The sequence below is a fragment of the Pseudomonas sp. NPDC087804 genome (assembly GCF_044742965.1).
Taxonomy (GTDB): domain Bacteria; phylum Pseudomonadota; class Gammaproteobacteria; order Pseudomonadales; family Pseudomonadaceae; genus Aquipseudomonas; species Aquipseudomonas rustica.
The window spans coordinates 107,541-129,743 of the sequence record NZ_JBIUVN010000001.1; the positions used below are offsets into that span (position 1 = coordinate 107,541).

A 22,203-nucleotide genomic window follows, 5' to 3' on the forward strand; every position below is an offset into this window, starting at 1 on the left:
AGGTGCACGATCACGTGTGGCTGCGGTCGTACTCTTCACATGGCGCATCACTTGTGGAGATCCAATGAGCCAGGAAGTCCTGACCACCGAAACCAATCGCCGCCAGTTGCAGCAAATCATCGCCGGTTTGTCCGACGGGGTGATTCTGCTGGAGCGGGATCAGAGCATCCTCTGGGCCAACGAGGCCGCGCTGGCCATGCATGGCGTCAGCCGGATCGGTGAGCTGGGCCACAACGCCGCCGAGTACGCGCAGCGTTTCAACCTGCGTTATCGCAACAACCACACGCTGGCGCCCGAGAATTATCCGATCAGCCGCGTGGCGCGCTGCGAGGCGTTCAATGATGTGCTGATTGAAGTGAATGCGGCGGATGACCCGGAACGCGTCTGGGTACACAGCGTGCGCAGCATGATCCTTACCGATCGCGAGGGGCAGCCCGAGTCGCTGGTGTTGATCATGAGCGACGTCACCGACTGGGCCAACGCCGAGCAGCGTTTCGAAAAAACCTTCAATGCCAACCCGGCGCCGGCGGTGATCTGCCGAATCAGCGACTTGCGCTATATCAAGGTCAATCCGGGGTTTCTGGAGATGACCGGCTATACCCGCGAGCAAGTCATCGGCACCTCAGCTTATGAAATCGACATCTTCGAGCAGGCAGAAAAGCGCGATCTGGCCATTCAACGCCTGCGCGATGTCGAGACCATTCCGCAGATGCAGGCTGAATTGCGCTTGCCCGATGGCAGCAGCAAGCAGGTGATCGTCGCCGGGCAACCGCTGGTGCTCAACGACGAAGATTGCATGCTGTTTTCCTTTGTCGACATGGAGCTGCGGCACAAGGCCGAGGTGGCGCTGCGTCAGAGTGAGGAGCGGTTTGCCAAGGCGTTTCGCCTGACGCCGGTGCCGATTCTGATCTGCACAGCGGAGGAGCAGCGGGTGCTCGACGTCAATCAGGCGTTTCTCGATACCCTGGCTTTTGACGGGGACGATGTGCTCGGTAAAACCGTGACGCAGATTGGTTTTATCGATGACAACGGTGCGCGGTCTCGTCTGCTCGCGGCGCTTGAGAACAACGGCCGGGTGGATCGGGTGGACGTACGAGTGCGCACCAAGGATGCCGATTTGCTCGAGTGTGCGCTGTCGGCCGACACGGTGAATATTCATGATGTGCCGTGCTATTTGCTGGTGCTGATGGACATCACCGAGCGCAAGCGCACCGAGCTTGAGCTGGTGGCGGCGATTGAAGAGGTGATGAAGGATGCTTCGTGGTTCAGTCGTACGCTGATCGAGAAGCTGGCGAATGTGAAGAAGGTTAATTCGCCGCAATTGCCGAGTGTGTCGTTTACCGATCTGACCGCGCGGGAGCGGGATGTGTTGGGGCTGATTTGTGAGGGTTTGGCGGACAAGGAGATCGCCGCGCGGCTGAAGCTGGCGCCGAATACCGTGCGCAATCATGTGGCGACGGTGTATTCGAAGCTGGATGTTCATAGTCGCAGTGAGGCGATTGTCTGGGCGCGCGAGCGCGGGTTGTTTTCGGGGGAATGGCGCGGGCAGCGTTAGGGTGCAAATGCACTAGTTGATCCGGTGCAAATTGAGGTTCTGGTGGGGGCGGGTGGTTCTTAGTCTGGTGGGGTGCGGTGCGTGTCTTTTTTGGCGTGACCGTGTCCCTTCGAAGTAGCTAAAGGAACAGCCTCAATGATGAATCTTGCGCAGTTGCGCGCTCAGCTTGAGCAGAGTTTTTCGCCGCTGGCGTGTGAGTGTCTGGTGGATGGTGATCATTCGCTTACGGTGAAGCTTTATCACCCGGTGTCTGGGCAGGTGGATCTGGTTGTCAGTGGGTTGAAACTGGATGTGTTGCGCACGGCGGAGTCGGTGGCGGGGTTGATTGAAGAATTGCGTTATGAGTTGGAGAGTAATTCTTTGCGCTCGTCTCGAGATCCCGACTTGGCCTGAGCCCGTGTAGGAGCTGCCGAAGGCTGCGATCTTTTGATTATTTGGCTTTGGGGTACATATCCGTTGCTGCGGTTACGGCTGCTAATGGTTTCGCCCTTACGGCGAGTCCCTTTGGCAAACGCCCCAAAGGAACCAAAGGTCTGTGCCCTGACGTCCGGCCCTCGCTAAGGCTCGGGTTCCTTCGCTCCGGGTTCATCCGGGGGCATCGCCTACGGTTTGCTTCGCTGCACCTCCTCTCGATGCTTTCCCCGTATGAATCCCTCCACTCAGCCTCCCGACGGGCTCTAAGATCAAAAGCAGGCGAGCTGACACTCGGCCTATTGAGTGGTGAAGAGCTGGCGTATGTGGCTTTGCATTTGTGGTGTTTTTGCCCCTCACCCCAGCCCTCTCCCGAGGGAGAGGGGGCCGATTTTTTTGGTTTTCATGATCTGTGTTCGGCGCGGTATTTCACGTCGGCGTAACTTGCCCAAACACCTCGGTCAGTCCCCTCTCCCTCCGGGAGAGGGTTAGGGTGGGTAAAGACCGGGTACATCCTTTACGTTTGAGACCGGGGACATGGTTTACAGGTATCAATCATGGTCAGGAGGTGCTGACCATGCCCTGGAATCAAGAGTCCCCAATGGATCAACGAGTGAAGTTAGTCAGCGACTGGCTTGGCGGCAGTTACACCAAGAGCCAATTAAGCCGGCGCTATGGCGTCAGCCGTCCAACCATCGACAAGTGGCTGGAACGATACGCAGCGTTGGGCGTAGATGGCTTGAAAGAGCAATCGCGCAAGCCGTTGAACTGTCCTCATCAAACGCCCGACGAAATCATCGCCAAGTTGCTGGCCAAGAAAAACGAACATCCCGATCGGGGACCCAAACAGATCAATGATCGCCTGCGCGTTTCCGATTCGCATATCCAATGGCCGGCGGCGAGTACCGCCGGGGAGTGGCTGAAGAAAGCTGGTTTGGTGGTGGCGCGACGGCCCTATCCCCCGCGTCCCCGTGCTCCAACACATTTGCGTCCGGTCGACGCGCCCAACCAGACTTGGTGTGCTGATTACAAAGGGCAGTTCAAAATGCAGGACGGTAATTGGTGCTATCCGCTGACCATAACCGATCAGATGAGCCGCTTTTTATTCGTCTGTCGCGCTTTGCCCAGTACGCACGGAGCGCCGACGCGGGAAGGCTTCGAGTGGGCTTTTCGAGAATATGGGCTGCCGGATGTTATCCGCACTGACAATGGCGCTCCTTTCGCATCGACAGGTCTGGCGCGACTTTCGAAGTTATCGGTTTGGTTTGTCAGGCTTGGAATCCATGTTGAAACGATTACGCCAGGCCGTCCCGACCAAAATGGTCGACATGAACGGATGCATCGAACGTTAAAGGCAGCAGTGCCACCGGCGGAAAACCTGGTGCGCCAGCAGCTGGCTTTTCAGGATTTCATCCAAGACTTCAACCACCACCGACCGCATACCGCGCTGGGCATGAAACCACCGGCATCTGTCTATAGCCCGTCGATACGCGCTTATCCCGGTTACTTGCCTGCGCTTGAATATGGTTCCGATGTTGAAGTGCGCAAGGTTCGGTCAAATGGGGAAATTAAATGGAAAGGACAGCTGATTTTTCTAGGAGAGGCTCTGATTGGAGAGGACATCGCGCTGAAGGAGGTGGCTGATGATGCTTGGGAACTGTACCTTTGCAGCCACTGTTTAGGCAGGCTTGAAAGGGGCGCCAAACGCGTTTCAAGCCTGTAAAGGTGTAAACGATGTCCCCGGTCTAATTTGTAAAGGATGTACCGGTCTCTACAGTGAGGGGCTTTCAGAATATACGCGGCAGCCAACCTTGCGCTCATTCTGTGTAGGAGCTGCCGAAGGCTGCGATCTTTTGATTTTGCTGTTGTAGAAGCTGAGCCTGCTCGCGATGGCGCTCTCTCAGGCAATCCAATCGCGATCCCCACCTCAAAATCGACAGCCCCATTCCCCCAATCCAGCCATTTCACTGGCGCTTGCACTCACCTCGGCTATAAAGAATGAGTGGTCAGGTCTCTCGTGGTCGGTTGGGTCGCGGGAGTTTGTCGCTCATTTTTCGCGGGTCGTCCTATGAACAGTCTTGGGAAACGCGTGTTGCCGTTGGTTATTTTTGGTGTGTTGGCCGGTTGTGCCAGTCCTCCGCCGCCTCCGCCCGTGGCGCCGCCTCCGCCGCCGGAACGCACTTGTCAGATTCAGGAAAGCACCGAGGTGGTCGGTGACATGTACATCGACGAGCAGGTGACTCGCCACATCACCACCACTCGTTGCGTCACCCAATAGATCCATTGCTTGAAAAAACACTGTAGGAGCTGCCGAAGGCTGCGATCTTTTGATCTTGATTTACAAAATTCAAAAGATCGCAGCCTGCGGCAGCTCCTACAGGGGCAGGATCCGTTCAGGGTTTGAGCGGGATCAGGAGAGGAAACCACCGTCGACATTCAGCGCTACGCCGGTGGTGTAGCTCGATGCATCACTCGCCAGGTACAGCACCGCACCGGCCATTTCGCTCGGATCGGCCACGCGCTTGAGCGGGATCTGCGTCAGTGCCTGCTTGAGAATTGCATCGTTCTTCACCAGCGCTGAAGCGAATTTGGTGTCGGTCAGGCCCGGCAGCAGGGCGTTGCAGCGGATGCCGAACTGCGCGCATTCCTTGGCGAAGACCTTGGTCATGTTGATCACCGCAGCCTTGGTCACCGAGTAGATGCCCTGGAAGATCCCCGGCGAAATACCGTTGATCGACGCGACGTTGATGATGCTGCCGCCACCGTTTTCGCGCATCAGTTTGCCGGCTTCAACTGACATGAAGAAGTAGCCACGAATGTTCACGTCGACGGTCTTCTGGAACGCGCCGAGATCGGTGTCGAGCACGTTGCAGAATTGCGGATTGGTCGCGGCGTTGTTGACCAGAATATCGAGGCGACCGAACTGTTCTTTGATGCCGGCGAACACTTGGGCAATCTGCTCCATTTCACCGATGTGGCAGGCCACTGCAGTGGCTTTGCCGCCGGCCGCGATGATCGCGTCGGCGACGTGCTGGCAGCCGTCGAGTTTGCGGCTCGAGACGATGACGTGGGCGCCTTGCTGGGCCAACAGTTTGGCGATGGCTTCGCCGATGCCACGGCTGGCGCCGGAGACGAAAGCGATTTTGCCGTCGAGGTCGAACAACTGAGTCTTGGACATAGGGGTTCCTTGGTGTGGGCCGTCAGAGGCTCGATTTCGCGATGACTTGCAGGCTCATCTGCTCCAGCAGTTTGTTCATGTGAATGAACTGCGCGAAGCGTTTGTCCTGGGTCTGGCCGTGGTAGAAGCGGTAGTAGATCTGCTGCACGATGCCGGCCAGGCGGAACAGGCCGTAGGTGTAGTAGAAGTCGAAATTGTCGATCTGGATGCCCGAGCGTTCGGCGTAGTAATCGACGAACTCGCGACGGGTCAACATGCCCGGTGCGTGGCTCGGCTGGCGGCGCATCAGTTGCACCGGCGCCGGGTCGTCGGCTTGAATCCAATAGGCGAGGGTGTTGCCCAGATCCATCAGCGGATCGCCGAGGGTGGTCAGTTCCCAATCGAGCACGCCGATGATCTGCATCGGGTTGTTCGGGTCGAGGATGACGTTGTCGAAGCGATAGTCGTTATGGACGATGCTCGAGGTCGGATGGTCGGCCGGCATCTTGTCGTTGAGCCAGGCTTTCACCGCCTCCCAGTGCGGTGCGTCCGGGGTCAGGGCTTTTTCGTAGCGCTCGCTCCAGCCTTTGATCTGGCGGGCGACGTAGCCTTCCGGTTTGCCCAGATCGCCGAGGCCGCAGGCGTTGTAGTCAACACGGTGCAACTCGACGAAACGGTCGATAAAGCTCTTGCACAACGCTTCGGTTTTTGCCGAATCGAGGCCCAGTTCCGGCGGCAGTTCTGAACGCAGGATGATGCCGTTGACCCGTTCCATCACGTAGAACTCGGCGCCGATCACCGATTCGTCGGTGCAGTGCACGTAGGCTTTCGGGCAATACGGAAAACCGTCGCGCAATTGATTGAGGATGCGGAATTCACGGCCCATGTCGTGGGCGGATTTGGCCTTGTGGCCGAATGGCGGGCGGCGCAGGACGAATTCCTGTTCCGGGTATTCCAGCAGGTAGGTCAGGTTCGACGCGCCGCCGGGAAACTGGCTGATCGCAGGCGTGCCGCTCAGGCCCGGAATATGCGCCTTGAGGTACGGATCGATCAGGCTGGCATCAAGTTCTTCGCCAGAGCGGATACGGGTGGACTGGTCAGTAAGCGCCATGCTTATCCCTTCTGCTTATTTTGGAGGCCAGACATCATTGGCTAATCTAATGGCGCGCCCGATTGCTCACAAGCGCGGTGCGGTCTTATAGGTTAGCGTGTTGCCGGATAATCAGCGTTCCGAATAGGCACAAGAGCCCACCGTGTAGGAGCTGCCGAAGGCTGCGATCTTTTGATCTTATAAAAGCAAGATCAAAAGATCGCAGCCTTCGGCAGCTCCTACAGGTCATTCAGGTCATTCAGGTCAGTCAGATCAGTGCACGCGCTGGTTGCTGAGTTTTGGCGGGAGGGCGATCGGGGTGAGCACCGGTTGCCCGGAGAAAAAGGCGACGAGGTTTTTGCCCACCAGTTCGACCGTGCCTTGGGTGGCCTCTGGTGACAGGCCGGCAACGTGAGGCGTGAGCAACACATTGCTGAGGGATTTCAACGCATCCGGCACCTGCGGTTCGTGATCGAACACATCCAGTGCCGCACCGGCAATTTTTCGTTGTTCAAGGGCCGTGATCAGGTCTGCTGTGGCAATCACACTGGCCCGCGCAATGTTGACGATAAAACCTTTCGGCCCCAGTGCATCAAGCACTGCACGCGTCACCATATGCTGCGTGCCGATACCGCCCGGCGTCGCGATGATCAGAAAGTCCGCAGCGCGCGCCAGTTCGGTCGGCGTCGAGCAAAACGCGTAAGGCACCTCGCTGCGCACCTGACGGCTGTGGTAGCTGATTTCCATGTCGAAACCGAGGTGCGCGCGCTTGGCAATCGCCAGGCCCACTGCACCCAATCCGAGAATCCCCAAGCGTTTACCGGCCAGCGACGGGCGCATGATCTTCGGCCATTCACCACGACGTACCGCCGCGTCGCAACGTGGAATATCACGCACCAATGCCAGCAGCATCGCCATCGCATGGTCGGCCACGGACGAGGCGTTAACCCCGGCGCCATTGGTCACGGTAATCCCGCGATCACTGGCGGCTTGCAGATCAACTTGCTCATAACCGGCCCCGATCACGGTGATGATTTTCAGCGCGGGCAGGGCGGCAATTTCGTCAGCCGTCAGACCCAGAGGGCCACGGGTCAGCACCGCATCGATGCGACTGCCGTGAGTGGCAATAGCCTGCGCGCGTTCGGCGGGCGTCGGCGCGAGGATCAGATGAAAACCCTGGTTTTCCAGAATCGGCAAATAGTCGTTGATGGTTTCAACCAGTACCAGAACGGTTGCGGGCATTGCGCGGCTCCTGTGATCGTCGGCGTCGAGGGCATCAAATTATGCTTCAGAGTGCTGATTCCAGAGCGGTTTGGCAATGGTTGAACGTTGCCCCGCATCAGCCAGTGTAGGAGCTGATGCAGGGCTCGCCTGAACGCTTCGTCAGAAGGTTACGTCGGCGCTGTTGATCAGCCGGGCGAAGGCGCCGCCAAGGGTGGCGTTGTGGTGATCGATGATCGCCTGCGCTGATAGGGCGGGAGTGTCCATGCAGGTGTGGGCGTCGGCGATCAACACGGGTTTGAAGCCCAGGTCGGCAGCGGCGCGGCAAGTGCTGTCGATGCAGAATTGAGTCTTCATGCCGACGAGGTAGAGATTCTCGATTTTTCTGGATTGCAGTTGCTGCGCCAAGTCAGTGTCGTGGAAGGCGTTGGGTCTGGACTTGTTAAAGAGGGTTGCGGTTTCAGCGTTGAGCTCAAGCTCGGGCAGTAATTGCCAGAGTGGACTGCCGGAGGCAATCGGCGAACCTTGCGGGCCGGTGTGGCGTACCGCAAAGATCGGCACCTGCTGTTGTCTCGCCTTGGCGATCAGGTGCTGGATGTTGGCGAGAATTTGCTCGCCGTGATGAGGTTGTTCCGGGCCATGAAACAGACCGACCTGCATATCGATGATCAACAGTGCTGCAGACATGATGTCTCTCCTTGAGTGCTACAAATGCCGCACGGACGGGAGAAACAACAAGGCCCCGTCCATTGCTGGCGGGGCCTTGGGTTTGCTGCGCTGGGGTTACCTCAGGCGCAAACACCACGACCCGCCGATGGCGGTCGTGGTGGTGCGGGTGAGGTGCAGCGCGCAAAGGTTCATGGGGCTGATCATGCTGTGCGGGTTGCGCGCCTGTCAATTGGCGTATTGAGCGATGCCGTTGCCGAACGACCAGTTCTCTTTTTTCACTTCCACCAGATTGATGAAAACGTCTTCGAGGCGAATCGACAGGTGCGTGTTGAGGTTCTGCGCGATGGTTTGGTACAGCGCTTTTTTCTGCTCCAGCGTTCGGCCTTCGTTGAGCGTGATCTGGATGATCACCAATTGGTCGGAGCGCTGGATGCCGAGGTACTCGGGGTCAAAGATAAAGTGATTGGCGTCGTGCTCGTTGAGGATCTGGAAGTTGTCATGATCCGGGACGTTGATGGCGCTGCGCATGGCGCTGTAAATCTGCTCGCCGATGCGTTTGGCAAAGGTCGGATCGGGGTGTTTTTTGATTTCGACGCGGACTAATGGCATGGGAAGGCTCCGAGGGAGTAGTGGGGCCTTTCTCACGCTAGATGAAATGGTGGGGATTGAAAGTATTTCGCTCGCCGATCCGACGCCTTCGCGAGCAAACCCGCTCCCACAATGGATCGCATTCTACCTGTGGGGGCGGGCTTGCTCGCGAAGAGGCCGGTATGACCAACACAAAAGCCTGCCTCTTGCACGGTGCTCGCGCCACAATCTGTCGGACATTTCGCCACAGGTTGTCAGCCAATAAACACAACTCGGTAATTCGCGTTTATAGACACCTGAAGTTACGTACGATTGCCCACAAATCGTTGCGTCGTTGCCTACGCCTAAGACAGAATCCGCCGGCTTGTGCGCCTTGGGGCGGGCCGGTAACGTTGATCGGGTCACTGATTTCCAGTGATCGGGCTTAGCGGCTCGGTATGTTCTCGGTTGCATAGGTCTTACCAGACAGGCATACGCCTGAGCTTGATGGTGGCTGTGCGCTTGGCACCTTCGGGTGCGCCGGGTTTCGAGAACTTACCGGTCCGCTAACTTGCGCACAGCTGCCACCCCTATGCTTAGCGGCGAGGAGGAAGCGGCTTTATAGAGGTAAGTTCTTTATGTTCAAGGTGACGCCAAACCCGCCGGCCACCGATCCGGCATCGCCGTACGAATCCTCCCAATCCAAGAAATTCCACGAAGCCGCCGAACGCGCCCTCGACCACTACCTCGGCCCACCCTCTGCCGAAATCATGGCCACGCCATACGTGCCCAACCGCTTGTTCATGGTTAACCCGGCCAGTGCGAATGAACCTCTATTGGCCGACGCCAGTGAGAGCCTCGGTTCGGCTTGCGTAATGATCAACGACTTGGCGGGGATGCTCGAAGGAACGCATCGCCGGACGCTGTTGGGGATTGCGCAAGTGGTGATGTTGGGAGAGTTGGCGGTTAATCAGGTATTGGATAATTTGGTTCCGGTGGATTAACTCTATGTTGTGGCGAACGAGCTAGCTCAACGTTGATCGGGGGCAGACTTATCCTGAGGTAAATCTGTCCCTTTCCCCGGTTTTTCGTTATTTGCTGACATTGTCTCTGAAAAGTAGTGTCAGGTGGTCGAGATCAGCAGTCAGGGTATGAATTATCCCAATACTAAAGTACTTAAGTTCTTGGTTTGTTGGTGCATCGACTGAAATCCACTTTGTCTCTCCGCTTTCGACGTCGATGTCAAAGTAATCATGTGTATTGTCCGAGTATACGAAGAGTATTGATAGGTTCTCAATATAAGGGGTTTGTGGCTGTGCAATACCAAACATTAATCCGGATAGCCTAGGGGTACCGTGTTTTGGAGTGAACCTATACCCACTATTTTTTAGATTAATGACTTTTCCTTTCAAATAAGGAGCTGATTCGGGCGAGGCGTTGGCTACGAAAACGTCATAACCTCCTCCAGAGCTGATAGTGAAGTATTCCGTATTTATGGTTTTGTGAGCTCCGATAGCTATGTTTTCAAAATTTTCCATGAAACCTCGTGCGATATTTATTTTGTATGTCAGTGACACCTCACCACTTCCATATAGGGCTTTTACGCTAAAGTTGTGTGCGCCCAAGCTCAATCGATCTATCGACTTTGTCCAAATCCCCGTTAAGGGATCGACATCTGCCTCGCCCTTATTATCTGAACCATCGAACATTTGCACCTTCTGCCCATTGCTCGCAGTACCGGTGATCGTCACGCTGGTATCAATGGTGATTCCGTCAGGAGGAATCTCGACACCCTTGCCGTCCTTGATCGAAGTGATGGTCGGCGTGACCATTGCCGTTACGGTAAAGCTGCGAATTGGCGACTCTGTCTCACTGCCGTATTTGGCTTTTGCTTTGAAGGCGTGAGCGGCAATGGACAAACTCGCCGCGGTGTAGGTCCAGATCCCTTGAGCATTGATCGGCGCCGAGTCTTTTAATGTGGTGCCGTCATAAATATCCACTGCACGGTTCGCCGTGCCCGTGCCTGTCAGCGTCACAGTGGCGTCAACGGTGGTGCCGTTTTGGGGGATCTCGATGCCTTTGGAGTCTTTCACCGAAGTAATCGCAGGAACCAAGGCATGCGCCACAACAAAAGTCCGGGGAACTGATACCGGATTGCTGCCGTAGATGCCTTTGGCGGTCAGGCTGTGCAGCCCATTGACCAAGCCACCAACACCACGTGTCCAAACGCCGCTGGCGTTGACGGTGGCAGCGCCTTTGGGAGTCGTCCCGTCGAAGATATCGACCTCCAGACCCGCCGTGGCTGTACCGGTCAGGGTGACGCTGTCATTGGTAATGGTGGAACCGTTGGGGACTTCTTTACCGTAGGGGTCTTTAACTGAAGTGATCGTGGGTGTGGCGAGCGCTGCAACGGTTAAGGTGCGTGCCGCCGACACCGGCCCTGCGCCGTACTCTGCTTTCGCGGTAAAACTGTGCGCCGCGATGCTCAATCCTGAAACCACAAGTGTCCAGACTCCGGTCACCGGATCTGCAATCGGCTTGTCTTTGGGGATCGTGCCATCCCTCACATCGACCTTCTGCCCTTTACTCGCCGTCCCGGTGATCGTCACGCTGGTATCAATGGTGGTTCCGCCAGGAGGAATCTCGACACCCTTGCTGTCCTTGATCGAAGTGATGGTCGGCGTGACCATCGGCGTGACGATGATTTTCCATATCACCGATACCGGATTGCTGCCGTATTGCGCAACAGCAGTAAGGTTGCAGTCGCCCTGGGCCAGTCCGACCAAATCCCGTTCCCATTTACCTTGAGCATCTGCTGTTGCGAAGCCTCCAGTGCTCACGCTGTTGTTGTAAATCAGGATGGTCTGATGGGGTGTTGCCGTGCCGCCGACCTTGACACTGGACTCAACGGTGAGACCGTTTTGGGGAATGGCGATGCCTTTTGAATCGAGTACCGATGTGATCACCGGCACCGTTGCTGCGGCGACAGTAAAGGTTCGAACAGCTGATTCCGTCTCACTGCCGTACTTGGCTTTTGCCTTGAAGGCGTGAGCGGCAATGGACAAACTCGCCGCGGTGTAGGTCCAGATCCCTTGAGCATTGATCGGCGCCGAGTCTTTTAATGTGGTGCCGTCATAAATATCCACTGCACGGTTCGCCGTACCCGTGCCTGTCAGCGTCACAGTGGCGTCAACGGTGGTGCCGTTTTGGGGGATCTCGATGCCTTTGGAATCTTTCACCGAGGTGATGGCTGGAACCAAGGCATGCGCCACAACAAACGTGCGGGCAGCCGATACCGGGTTGCTGCCGTAAATGCCTTTGGCGGTCAGGCTGTGCGGCCCGTTGACCAAGCCACCAACACCACGTGTCCAAACGCCGCTGGCGTTGACGGTGGCAGCGCCTTTGGGAGTCGCCCCGTCGAAGATATTGACCTCCAGACCCGCCGTGGCTGTACCGGTCAGGGTGACGCTGTCATTGGTAATGGTGGAACCATTTGGGACTTCTTTACCGTAGGGGTCTTTCACCGAAGTAATCACCGGTACGACCAGTTCGGCCCCAACCCTGAACTCCAGCGCATTCGAATAACTCGTCCCACCCGCCGCACGCTTGATGAGGTACTTCGCCAATACCGTGCCGCCGTTATTGCCGCTGATGAACTCAGCCTCAATCCTGAACGCAACCGGTTTGCCCTCAGTCAAAGACGACAGCGTGATCCCGTCCGTTTTCGTGCCGGTTTTCGAACCGATCCATTCGTAAATCACCTCATCACCCTTGGCCGTGTTGAGGTAGTTCACCGTCAACGTTGTACCAGCGGTGTCGCCGGGTAATGCGCCGTCGATCACGCCGGCCACTACGGGTTCGGGCAGTTCCAGGCGTGGCTCGCCGACCTGCAGAATATCGGCGTGAATGGATTCGCGGATGGCGTGGGTGGCGTTGACATGGTTCATCGCGCCGAGCGCGGCGTCCTCGATCAGCAACTGATAGTAGAGCTCCAGTTTACCGCCGTTGATCGGCGTCAAATGCGCGCCGTCGATGGGGATCAGCAGCGGTTTGCCGGCACTGATGTCGCCCGCAGTGAGCGGGTACAGTGGCAGTTCCGGAAGGTAAGGGGTGAGTTCCGGGCGGGTGCCGAGCCAGAACAGTTTGATTGCCTGACCCTTGTCAAATGAGGTGTCGAACGGAATCTCGATGCGCACCTGTTTCAACGTCGGGTCGAGCGCGCCATTCACGGCGTCCAGTGCTTTGGGGGCGGCCAAACGTTTGATCGCACCGATGGCGCTGATGAATTGTGATTTGGAAGGCATGTCGGGCGCGCCGCTGGCCTTTTTCAGGCGATAGGACAAGGCGATCTGGGACTTGGCCATCTGCCGCAGCACGGCGTTGGCGATGGGGATTTCGGCGGTGGTGGGCACGCTGGTCAGCGGCTCGCCGGTGAACTCGACATCGATCGGCAAACCTTCCACGGGTGTGCCCTTGACCCGGATGATCGGGGTATCACCGGGCTGGAACGATCCGCCAGTCGTGACCCAGACCTGCGCCGTGCCTGGGGCATCGCCCAGTTGGTCGATGTCGAGCACGTTGCTTTGCGCTTCCTTGAGAATCGGCGCTTCCAGCCTGCTGGCGTCGATCGCGACCACCACCCGTTGTGCCGCGCTCCAGTCCTCAGAGCGATTGTCGACCTTGTCGTAGACCTCGAAGGCCACGGACAAACCCACCCCGTCAGAATCCCCGGCCTCACGAATGACCGCCTCGCTGACGTGCACCACCAGCGGCACTTTGCCGTCCGCCTGATCCTGAGTCAGGGGCGCACTGAGCACAAACACACCGCCCCAACTCACTTGAATCACATCACCGGCGGCAATGTCTGGATACGACTCGATGGCGACCGGAACACCGGCGGCCACGTTTTCCTTATCAATGCCGCCGTCGAGGATGTCCTGCGGCAAGTGCATGATCAGCTTGGAGTGGCCGGGATCGTTGTTGTCGTCATGACCACCAGGGCGGGTGAGTTTGACCAGTACCTGCATGTCTTCGGACGGCTCCCAGGCCTGACCGAGGCGCTTGACGCTGTAATACCCGACGGCCCGGCCTTCCGGGATGCGCGCCGAAGGCACGAACATTTGCAGCGTCGTATTGACGTCCGCCGGGCCAACGGTTTTCTGCAGGACTTCCACATCCTTGTTCCAGAACACCTTGATCTGATCCCCAATTTCCATTGGTGTCCACGGCCCGGCGCGGCAGAGCAAGCCTTGACGCGGGAAATTACCCAACGCCGCCGCAATATTGATGCCCCAGACCTTTGGTGACTCCGACACCGGCCCGGTTTTACCGGGGATATCGAGTTGGTCGAGGATCAATGTGTCGGCGTCGGGAAGGTTGGGGGTAAGCATGGAAGGCTCCGTTGAGCGGTGAGGCAACGGAGTGATTTATGGCTGGAAACGGGTGAGGCGTCACCTGTCAGATCTGACAGGGTAGGGTGGTTTTCTGATGGACGGTCGGTGGGGTTAGGGCAATGTCTGTCAGACGATTCTCGAAATGGCATAGGCAATGGGTGGGTTTAATGTGCGCGTTTAAAAGACACCGGGTGTTACGTCCTGAAGCCCACAAAACGTTGCGCCATTGCCTACGCGTAAGACAGAATCCGCCGGCTTGTGCGCCTGGGGGCAGGTCGGTAACTTGGATCGGGTCACTGATTTCCAGTGATCGGGTTTAGCAGCCCTGTTTGATATCTCCGGCTGTACAAGTCTCATCCTGTCAGGTTTTCGCCTGCACTTGATGGTGGCTGTGTGCTTGGCACCTTCGGGTGCGCCGGGTTTGGGGATGTCAACCGGTCTGCTAACTCGCGCACAGCCGCCTCCCTCTCTTTTAGCAGCGAAATGGATACGGCCTTACCAGAGGTTGACATCCCATGTTCAAAATTACGCCAAACCCACCGGCCACCGATCCGGCATCGCCCTAAGAATCATCCGACTCAAAGAAATTCCACGAAGCCGCCGAGCGCGCCCTCGACCACTACCTTGGCCCACCCACCGCCGAAATCATGGCTGCACCGTATGTGTCCAACCGTTTGTTCATGGTCAACCCGGCCAGCGCGAACGAACCTCTATTAGCCGACGCCAGTGAGAGCCTCGGTTCGGCGTGCGTGATGATCAACGATCTGGCCGGCATGTTGGAAGGCACGCATCACCGAACGTTATTGGGCATTGCGCAAGTTGTGATGCTGGGGGAGCAGGCGGTTAATCAGGTGTTGGATAATTTGGTTCCGGTTGATTAGGTCTGGTTACGGCGAATTTACTCCGTCACCAGCGTTTTTATGTGGGGCAAATTTATTGCCTGGAAATAAATTTGTCCCATTTTTTAGTTAACTAGCGTGTGACAAATACTTCCCAGTACGGTGATTGCAATCCGTTTGATCTTTGGTTGAGTCGATGTTTTTTATTTCTTTCAAGTCCCCCAAGATCTTGACGCCAGTTTCCTAAGTTATCAGCATAGGCCCTGCCGTTAGTCGTTCCTCCACCGTTGTACATGTAAACCCATGTATTGGGTTTCGCTGTGCCCCTGGTAATCAAGTTGACTTGCGAGGTTGTTCCTCCATTTGGAATAGGTACTCCATTACGATCCTCCACAGAAGTTATAAAAGGAGTATCTATATGGTAAGAAATAAAAGTTCGAGCCTCCGACTCCTCACCATCGGCGTATAACGCCCTTGCGCTAAAACTGTGTTCTCCCGCACTAAGACCTGAAATTTCTAGAAACCAAATACCTGTCACTACATCAGTCTCTGGTTGTCCTTTAGAAGATATGTTATCAAATACGAAGACTTTTTGGCCTCTACTGGCCATGCCAGTTAAAACTATTTCGGTATCGAAAGAAAAACCACCTTCAGGAATCTCGACACCCTTGCTGTCCTTGATCGAAGTAATGGTCGGCGTGACCATCGGCGTGACGATGATTTTCCATATCACCGACACCGGATTGCTGCCGTATTGCGCAACAGCGGTAAGATTGCAGTCGCCCTGGGCCAGTCCGATCAAATCCCGATCCCATTTACCTTGAGCATCCGCTGTTGCGAAGCCGCCAGTGCTCACGCTGTTGTTGTAAATCAGGATGGTCTGAAGGGGTGTTGCAGTCCCGCTGACCTTGACACTGGAATCAACGGTGAGACCGTTTTGAGGGGTCGCGACGCCTTTGGAGTCGATCACCGAGCCGATCACCGGTTTCACATCCTCCACAGCCTTGACCCTGTAACGCTTCACCGGCACGACAATCGCATCCGCCTCAACCTGGCTCGACGTCAACGCAGCCTTGAAATGGAGTTCCAGCTCCGTGCCATGTGCCAGATCCTTAAAATAGGTATAAGGCACCGGTTGATCATATTTACCCCCATTGATCCAGTCCTGATTAACTGCCGCCCCCGGCACTTTCCACACCTCATGATTATGATCGTTACCCTGCGCATTCTTGCCTTTGAGCATCAGCCAGAGAGGTTGGCCCGCCTTAATAAACGCCCACACGCCCGCACGTACGGTGGCGCCCGCCGTAACTTTGCTCAAATCCAGTTCATCGCCATCAGCCTGCAAGATAGATAGCTTGTCCAGCTCCGCCGCTGGCAGCGGCGTCAACGTTACCGTCAATGGTAGCGACGGAATTTTGTTGCTGCCCAACGTCACTTCGTACTTGAGCGAAAACGTTGTCGAGCGGTTGCCGATGTTCGCGGCAATGGCTTCCGGTTCAATCAGAAACTCGATGCTGCCACTGCTTGCACCGAATTTGGCCGGAATGCTCGGCGAACCGGCACCAGGTTTGCCGACCATGGTCAGTTGGATGGAATGGCCGTCGTGCATGCCCGCGTAAGCCACGATAACCTTTGCACCCGTTTGGGCATCGAGCGGGGCCAATGTCACACTGGCACCGCTACCCGTAGCCTGTGGAAGGTGTGCGATCGGGAGTGGATTTTCCAGCGCGTTTCCGATACTGAATTCCAGAGCATTCGAATAACTGTAGGTATCTGTCTCCTCGCGCCATACCCGATAACTGGCCGTCACCTTTCTGCCGCGATTGGGCTCGATATGTTTGGCCACGAATTCGGCATCAAGGTGGAAAGGCACGTCCTTGCCTGCCGAAAGCGAGTTGAGCGTAATCGAATCTTCTGTCCTGCCACTGACATCGCCGACCCAGGTATAGGTAACCACATCATCGCGTTTCGTCGGATTGACGGCCGATTTCGGCGCGGTCAATTGGCTGGTGCCGTTGGGCAGGTCATGGGGTTCCAGCGAGCCGTCTTTCTCTCCCAGCACCAGTGGTGCGACCAGCTCGAGTGACGGTTCGCCGACATTCAGTTGCGCCGCCTTGTGCGATTCTCGGCGCAGGATGTCGCCGTTGTCTTTTTCGCTCAGCAGGGCATATGAGAGTTCGAGTTTGCCGCCTTCAAGGGTTTTGAGGTGAGTGCCCTCGACGCTGATCGTGAAGCCTTGCGGGTTGTCTGCTTCACTTTTACTCGGGAAGTACCACTCCAGTTCGGGGTCGTAGGTGCTGCCGTCCGGCCGGGTGCCGACCCAACTGAGTTCGATCGCCATGCCGACCTGAATCAGCGGGTCGTATGGAATACGGATGCGGGGGGCGGGGAGATCGGGGTTGATCGCGCCCTGTTGGGCATCCTCGGCAATCGGTGCCGCAAGGCGATCCGCTTCGCCTTCGATCTGCACAAACTGGTTTTTGGAGCGCAGGGGTTCGGTACTGCCGCTGCGCGCCAGCGTGTAGGAAAAAATCACTTGGGTTTTGACCAGTCTGCGGGCATCCGCGTTGTTCAGCAGCAGCTCGTAGGTGTGAGGCAGGTTGTCGATTGTCTGGGTGGGTGCCCCGACCTCAATCGCCTCACCCTCGACGCTCATGCCACGCATCTTCAGGTGGATGATGTCCCCGAGTTTGAAGCTTGGGGAACTGGCCCAGACTTGAATCGTGAGGTCTTTATTGCCCAACAAATCAAGGTCGATCTTGTTGTTGAAAGCGTCTTTGGCGATAGGGGCGGTCAGCGAAAGGGTGCCGATTGAAACGGTGATGCGCGTCTCTGCGCACCAGTCTTCCGATTGATTGCCGACGATGTCAGTGACCAGAAAAGTCACCGCCAGACCCGCGAAGTCGGTATCGCCGGCCTCCTCGATGGTGACTTTGTCGACCATGATAGTGATTGGATGATTGGCGGGATCGCTGATCTGCTCGGCGCTCAGCGGCGGGGATGCGAGCAAAATACCGCCCCAGCTCAGCGTTATCACATCGCCCACAGCGGCATCGGGATAAGGCGCGCCGCTGCCTGTCGGGGTACGAATGACAATCGGCACACCGGCCTCGGCGATGTCCTTATCAACGCCGCCAATGACGACTTCCGCTGGGATGTACATGAAAAGGTTGGAATGACCGGGCTCAGGATCAATGTCTTGCCCACCCGGGATTTCAATCTTTACGTAGATTCGGGTGGGTGGCGTCTGGGTTTCGGCCCCCTGATTGAGCCGGGTGACGCGGTACGTCAGGGTATGCGAGCCCGTCTGCAAATGGCGGGGGGCTACAAACAGCGTCACGCGTTGCCCGACATCGGCGTCTTTGGCGAGGGTGAGTTGATCAACGACATTGTTGCCGTCCAACAACAACTCGACCTTATCCCCTTTACCCATACTGGACCATGGATGAAGAAATATCTGCAAGCCCTTATCAGGAAATACCAGCCATGCCGCCGCGCGATTGATCCCCCATTCCCCGGAGGGCAATGGCGGTTGGGTGCGGGAGGGAATCTCCAGCTCGCGCAGGATTAGCGTGGATGTTTCTCTCGGCGGTTGGACAAGCATCGCGATCACTCCTGTCTGCATTGGGCAACGGAGTGATTTATGGCTGGAAAGGGGAGGGCTGTCACCTGTCAGATCTGACAGGTGCGGCGTGGTTTCGGATGGGCGGTTGGCGTGTCGAGGGCTGGTTTATCTCAGTCGTTGCTGAGTATGAGGCTGCCTACGTAACTCCAGGATTTTGCCTACGAGGCCGCCGGATCCGTCCGCTATCAGGCAAGCGAGGAAGACGGAATCATAGGGCAGCAAAGGAGGCTATCCAGGATGGACGAGCACTCCAAGCGGTAACAGCCAATGGCCAGGGAAGGTTCATGCATATTGATGACCGCGCAAACGTGGAGCTTGAAAAGCTTCATATGGAAACACAGAAGCTGCGGGCCGAGAAAGGCAAGCTCAAGGCGGAGGAGCGAAAGCTGAAGTGGGAAGCCGCTTTATACCCCGTCGCGGTAGGCACCGGTGTTCTGACCGCCTTCGTTGCCGCTGTAGGTCTTTTTTTCAAACTGTGATGCTTGCATCACCGTTCAGGACGTCAACATGAAAACAGAAACTCGTGAAGCTCTAATGGAACGCTTGCATCGGGAGGATGCCGCTTTTGCAGAGGAAGGATTGAACCTGTCTAAAGCCGAGATCCGATTGCTGGTCACTCTCTTCAGTATTGGCGCAGTGTTTGCGCTGGTCTGTATTTCAATCGGTATCGCAGTGAGCCGATGGCTATTTCTTTGAGTCAGTCAGGTCGCGTGTTCAGGGGGTTAAGACGTGTCATAAAACGACATGTGGCATGCTGATCAGCGACAGTGATTTCACCAATAACGACACTCCGCTGATCTGCTCCGCACAACCATTCCTCAGCTAAGTCTTTGCTTCTGCTCATTTATCGCGGAGAATCGCGCCCCTGTTTCGGCCGGAGCATGTCTGTCGGTTTTTTCCGACGCGTCCTGACCGAGTGGCAAGTGACCGGAATGCGGAGATCCGACCGGATGAATGATCAGGCCAATAGCGTCGAAGAGCGCTTTGATGCAGCAGCACCCGCTGAACTTTCGAGCTGGAATCGCCAGGACACCACCTGGATGTTGGGGTTGTTCGGGACGGCCATTGGCGCCGGTACCCTGTATTTGCCGATCAACGCAGGCTTGGGTGGCTTCTGGCCGCTGGTGGTGCTTGCGCTGTTGGCGTTCCCTATGACGTTCTACGCACACCGTGGTCTGACCCGATTTGTGCTGTCCGGTCGCGAAGGCGCTGACATCACTGAAGTGGTCGAGCAGCATTTCGGCATCAAGGCCGGGGCGCTGATCACGCTGCTGTACTTCTTTGCGATCTTCCCGATTCTGCTGATCTACAGCGTGGGCCTGACCAACACGGTCGCCAGTTTCCTCGAACATCAATTGCACATCACGCCGCCGCCGCGTGCGCTGCTGTCGTTCGTGCTGATCCTCGGTTTGCTGGCAGTGGTGCGTTGCGGCCAGGACGCTATCGTCAAGGCGATGAGCCTGATGGTCTATCCGTTTATCGTCGCGTTGCTGTTTCTGGGGGTGTACCTGATTCCGCACTGGAACGGCGGCATCCTCACCACTGTTTCGCAGGTGCCGCCAGCGTCGGCGCTGTTGCACACGCTGTGGCTGGCGATTCCGGTGATGGTGTTCTCGTTCAACCACTCGCCGATCATTTCGGCGTTTGCGGTGGATCAGAAGCGTCAGTATGGCGTGCATGCCGATGAGCGCAGCTCGCAGATCCTGTTCCGCGCCCATGCGTTGATGGTGCTGATGGTGCTGTTCTTCGTCTTCAGTTGCGTGCTGACGCTGTCGCCGGAGCAATTGGCGGAGGCTAAAGAGCAGAACCTGTCGATCCTGTCGTACCTGGCCAACCACTTCAACAATCCGACCATTGAGTTCGCCGCGCCGCTGATTGCGTTTGTGGCGATCTCGAAGTCGTTCCTCGGTCACTACATCGGTGCCAGCGAAGGCCTGAAAGGCCTGATCGTGAAGAGCGGCAAGCGTCCGGGCGCGAAGGCACTGGATCGCATCGTGGCGGCGTTCATGCTGGTGATCTGCTGGATCATCGCAACGCTGAACCCGAGCATTCTCGGCATGATCGAAACCGTCGGCGGGCCGGTGATTGCGGCGATTCTGTTCCTGATGCCGATGTACGCGATTCGCAAAGTACCGGCGATGGCGCGCTATCGTGGTCAGGCGTCGAACGTGTTTGTCACGGCGGTCGGTCTGGTGGCGATTTCGGCGCTGGTTTACAAGCTGACGATGTAGCGCGGATTCAATCGAAAAGAACCGCTGTGCCTGCCCAGGCACAGCGGTTTTTTTTCGCCAGTGCCTGGCTTGCCAGCGGTTTCTGTAGGAGCCGAGCTTGCTCGCGAAGGCGGTGTATCAGCCAATACCGTTGTTGAATGTTCAACCGCTTTCGCGAGCAAGCTCAGCTCCCACAGGGATGGGGAGTGGTGGCGGGCATAAAAAAACGCCGCTCATCTCACGATAGGCGGCGTTTTTTATTGCGTTGTAACGTTAGGCTTGAACGACCGGGATGTTGGCGTTCGCAGCAGCTTCACGGAACTCGGCGATCTGGTCGAAGGACAGGTAGCGGTAGATATCGGCCGCCATGCTGTCGATCTTGCCAGCGTATTCCATGTACTCCTCGACGGTCGGCAGGCGACCCAGGATCGAAGCCACGGACGCCAGCTCGGCCGAAGCCAGGTAGACGTTCGCGCCGTCGCCCAGACGGTTCGGGAAGTTACGAGTGGAAGTGGACACCACGGTAGCGTTCGGCTCTACACGTGCCTGGTTACCCATGCACAGCGAGCAGCCTGGCATTTCCATGCGTGCGCCGGCCTTGCCGTAGATGCCGTAGTAGCCTTCTTCGGTCAGTTGGTGAGCGTCCATTTTGGTCGGCGGCGACAGCCACAGACGGGTTGGCAGCTGACCCTTGACCTGATCCAGCAACTTACCGGCAGCGCGGAAGTGACCGATGTTGGTCATGCACGAACCGATGAACACTTCGTCGATCTTCTCGCCAGCAACGCTGGACAGCAGACGGGCGTCGTCCGGATCGTTCGGCGCGCACAGTACAGGCTCGCTGATGTCGGCCAAATCGATTTCGATGATTTCGGCGTATTCGGCGTCAGCATCGGCTTCCATCAGTTCCGGATTGGCAACCCAGGCTTCCATCGCTTGAGCGCGACGTTCCAGAGTACGCGCATCGCCGTAGCCTTCGCCGATCATCCAGCGCAGCAGGGTGATGTTGGAGTTCAGGTACTCGGTGATCGACTCTTTCGACAGCTTGATGGTGCAACCGGCAGCCGAACGTTCGGCCGAGGCGTCGGACAGTTCGAACGCCTGCTCGAGGGTCAGACCTTCCAGACCTTCGATTTCCAGGATGCGGCCGGAGAAGGCGTTTTTCTTGCCTTTCTTCTCGACGGTCAGCAGACCGTTCTGGATAGCGAAGTAAGGAATCGCATGAACCAGATCACGCAGGGTGATGCCAGGTTTCATTTTGCCTTTGAAGCGCACCAGAATCGATTCCGGCATGTCCAGCGGCATAACGCCGGTGGCCGCAGCAAACGCAACCAGACCGGAACCGGCCGGGAACGAAATGCCCATCGGGAAACGGGTGTGCGAGTCACCGCCGGTACCGACGGTGTCTGGCAGCAGCATGCGGTTCAGCCACGAGTGGATGATGCCGTCGCCCGGACGCAGTG

At 57.0% G+C, this 22,203-nt stretch carries 16 protein-coding genes and 1 pseudogene; 9 read left to right on the plus strand and 8 right to left on the minus strand.

The window, feature by feature from the left end; all coding sequences use genetic code 11:
* Positions 1–64 precede the first annotated feature (64 nt).
* From ACIOMO_RS00535 to ACIOMO_RS00550, 4 genes are all read left to right on the plus strand, one after another.
* On the plus strand, positions 65–1,555 hold the full coding sequence (locus tag ACIOMO_RS00535) for a helix-turn-helix transcriptional regulator (protein WP_401237455.1): 1,491 nt from the start codon (positions 65–67) through the stop codon (positions 1,553–1,555).
* 135 nt (positions 1,556–1,690) lie between these two features.
* Entirely contained in the window at positions 1,691–1,948 is a 258-nt protein-coding gene (locus ACIOMO_RS00540; RefSeq protein ID WP_053121368.1) for a DUF1652 domain-containing protein, read from the plus strand.
* Positions 1,949–2,543: 595 nt separating this feature from the next.
* Positions 2,544–3,689, plus strand: coding sequence for an integrase core domain-containing protein (locus tag ACIOMO_RS00545; RefSeq protein ID WP_401237457.1), 1,146 nt, complete (start codon positions 2,544–2,546; stop codon positions 3,687–3,689).
* 345 nt (positions 3,690–4,034) lie between these two features.
* A complete protein-coding gene (locus ACIOMO_RS00550) occupies positions 4,035–4,244 on the plus strand; it encodes a hypothetical protein (RefSeq protein WP_053121366.1) in 210 nt (69 codons plus the stop codon).
* Positions 4,245–4,376: 132 nt separating this feature from the next.
* Here the strand turns inward: ACIOMO_RS00550 and ACIOMO_RS00555 are convergent, their stop codons facing one another.
* The 5 genes from ACIOMO_RS00555 to ACIOMO_RS00575 form a co-directional block, all read right to left on the minus strand.
* The gene (locus ACIOMO_RS00555) at positions 4,377–5,144 is read right to left on the minus strand and encodes an SDR family oxidoreductase (protein WP_007911074.1); all 768 of its coding nucleotides are present in this window, start codon (positions 5,142–5,144) and stop codon (positions 4,377–4,379) included.
* 22 nt (positions 5,145–5,166) lie between these two features.
* Complete coding sequence (locus ACIOMO_RS00560; RefSeq protein ID WP_212551668.1) at positions 5,167–6,234, minus strand: phosphotransferase family protein; 1,068 nt, start codon at positions 6,232–6,234, stop codon at positions 5,167–5,169.
* 252 nt (positions 6,235–6,486) lie between these two features.
* Entirely contained in the window at positions 6,487–7,455 is a 969-nt protein-coding gene (locus ACIOMO_RS00565) for a 2-hydroxyacid dehydrogenase (protein ID WP_053121360.1), read from the minus strand.
* Between the two features lie 141 nt (positions 7,456–7,596).
* Positions 7,597–8,121: a cysteine hydrolase family protein gene (locus ACIOMO_RS00570; RefSeq protein ID WP_401237460.1), complete on the minus strand. Its 525-nt coding sequence runs from the start codon at positions 8,119–8,121 to the stop codon at positions 7,597–7,599.
* Positions 8,122–8,328: 207 nt separating this feature from the next.
* Positions 8,329–8,712: a tautomerase family protein gene (locus ACIOMO_RS00575; protein WP_053121356.1), complete on the minus strand. Its 384-nt coding sequence runs from the start codon at positions 8,710–8,712 to the stop codon at positions 8,329–8,331.
* Positions 8,713–9,308: 596 nt separating this feature from the next.
* Here ACIOMO_RS00575 and ACIOMO_RS00580 point away from each other — a divergent pair.
* Positions 9,309–9,674 (plus strand): DUF6124 family protein, encoded by a 366-nt coding sequence (locus ACIOMO_RS00580; protein ID WP_401237461.1) that lies wholly within the window; start codon positions 9,309–9,311, stop codon positions 9,672–9,674.
* Positions 9,675–9,761: 87 nt separating this feature from the next.
* Here ACIOMO_RS00580 and ACIOMO_RS00585 read toward each other — a convergent pair whose 3' ends face one another.
* The gene (locus tag ACIOMO_RS00585) at positions 9,762–14,060 is read right to left on the minus strand and encodes a hypothetical protein (RefSeq protein WP_401237463.1); all 4,299 of its coding nucleotides are present in this window, start codon (positions 14,058–14,060) and stop codon (positions 9,762–9,764) included.
* Positions 14,061–14,578: 518 nt separating this feature from the next.
* Between ACIOMO_RS00585 and ACIOMO_RS00590 the strand changes: the two are divergent.
* Positions 14,579–14,944: pseudogene (locus ACIOMO_RS00590) on the plus strand (DUF6124 family protein).
* Positions 14,945–15,035: 91 nt separating this feature from the next.
* Here the strand turns inward: ACIOMO_RS00590 and ACIOMO_RS00595 are convergent.
* Entirely contained in the window at positions 15,036–18,509 is a 3,474-nt protein-coding gene (locus ACIOMO_RS00595; RefSeq protein WP_401237464.1) for a hypothetical protein, read from the minus strand.
* A 305-nt stretch (positions 18,510–18,814) separates the two neighbouring features.
* Between ACIOMO_RS00595 and ACIOMO_RS00600 the strand changes: the two genes are divergently transcribed.
* The 3 genes from ACIOMO_RS00600 to ACIOMO_RS00610 all read left to right on the plus strand — a co-directional run bounded on the left by ACIOMO_RS00600 (position 18,815) and on the right by ACIOMO_RS00610 (position 20,761).
* Positions 18,815–19,009 (plus strand): hypothetical protein, encoded by a 195-nt coding sequence (locus tag ACIOMO_RS00600; protein ID WP_400752839.1) that lies wholly within the window; start codon positions 18,815–18,817, stop codon positions 19,007–19,009.
* Positions 19,010–19,037: 28 nt separating this feature from the next.
* Positions 19,038–19,226 carry a hypothetical protein gene (locus ACIOMO_RS00605; RefSeq protein ID WP_053121349.1) on the plus strand — a complete coding sequence of 63 codons (189 nt, stop codon included), beginning with the start codon at positions 19,038–19,040 and terminating at the stop codon, positions 19,224–19,226.
* A gap of 254 nt (positions 19,227–19,480) precedes the next feature.
* Positions 19,481–20,761, plus strand: coding sequence for an HAAAP family serine/threonine permease (locus tag ACIOMO_RS00610; RefSeq protein ID WP_212544609.1), 1,281 nt, complete (start codon positions 19,481–19,483; stop codon positions 20,759–20,761).
* Between the two features lie 252 nt (positions 20,762–21,013).
* Here ACIOMO_RS00610 and ACIOMO_RS00615 read toward each other — a convergent pair.
* Positions 21,014–22,203: aconitase family protein (locus ACIOMO_RS00615; protein WP_401237466.1), on the minus strand; the 1,190-nt coding region annotated here is incomplete at its 5' end.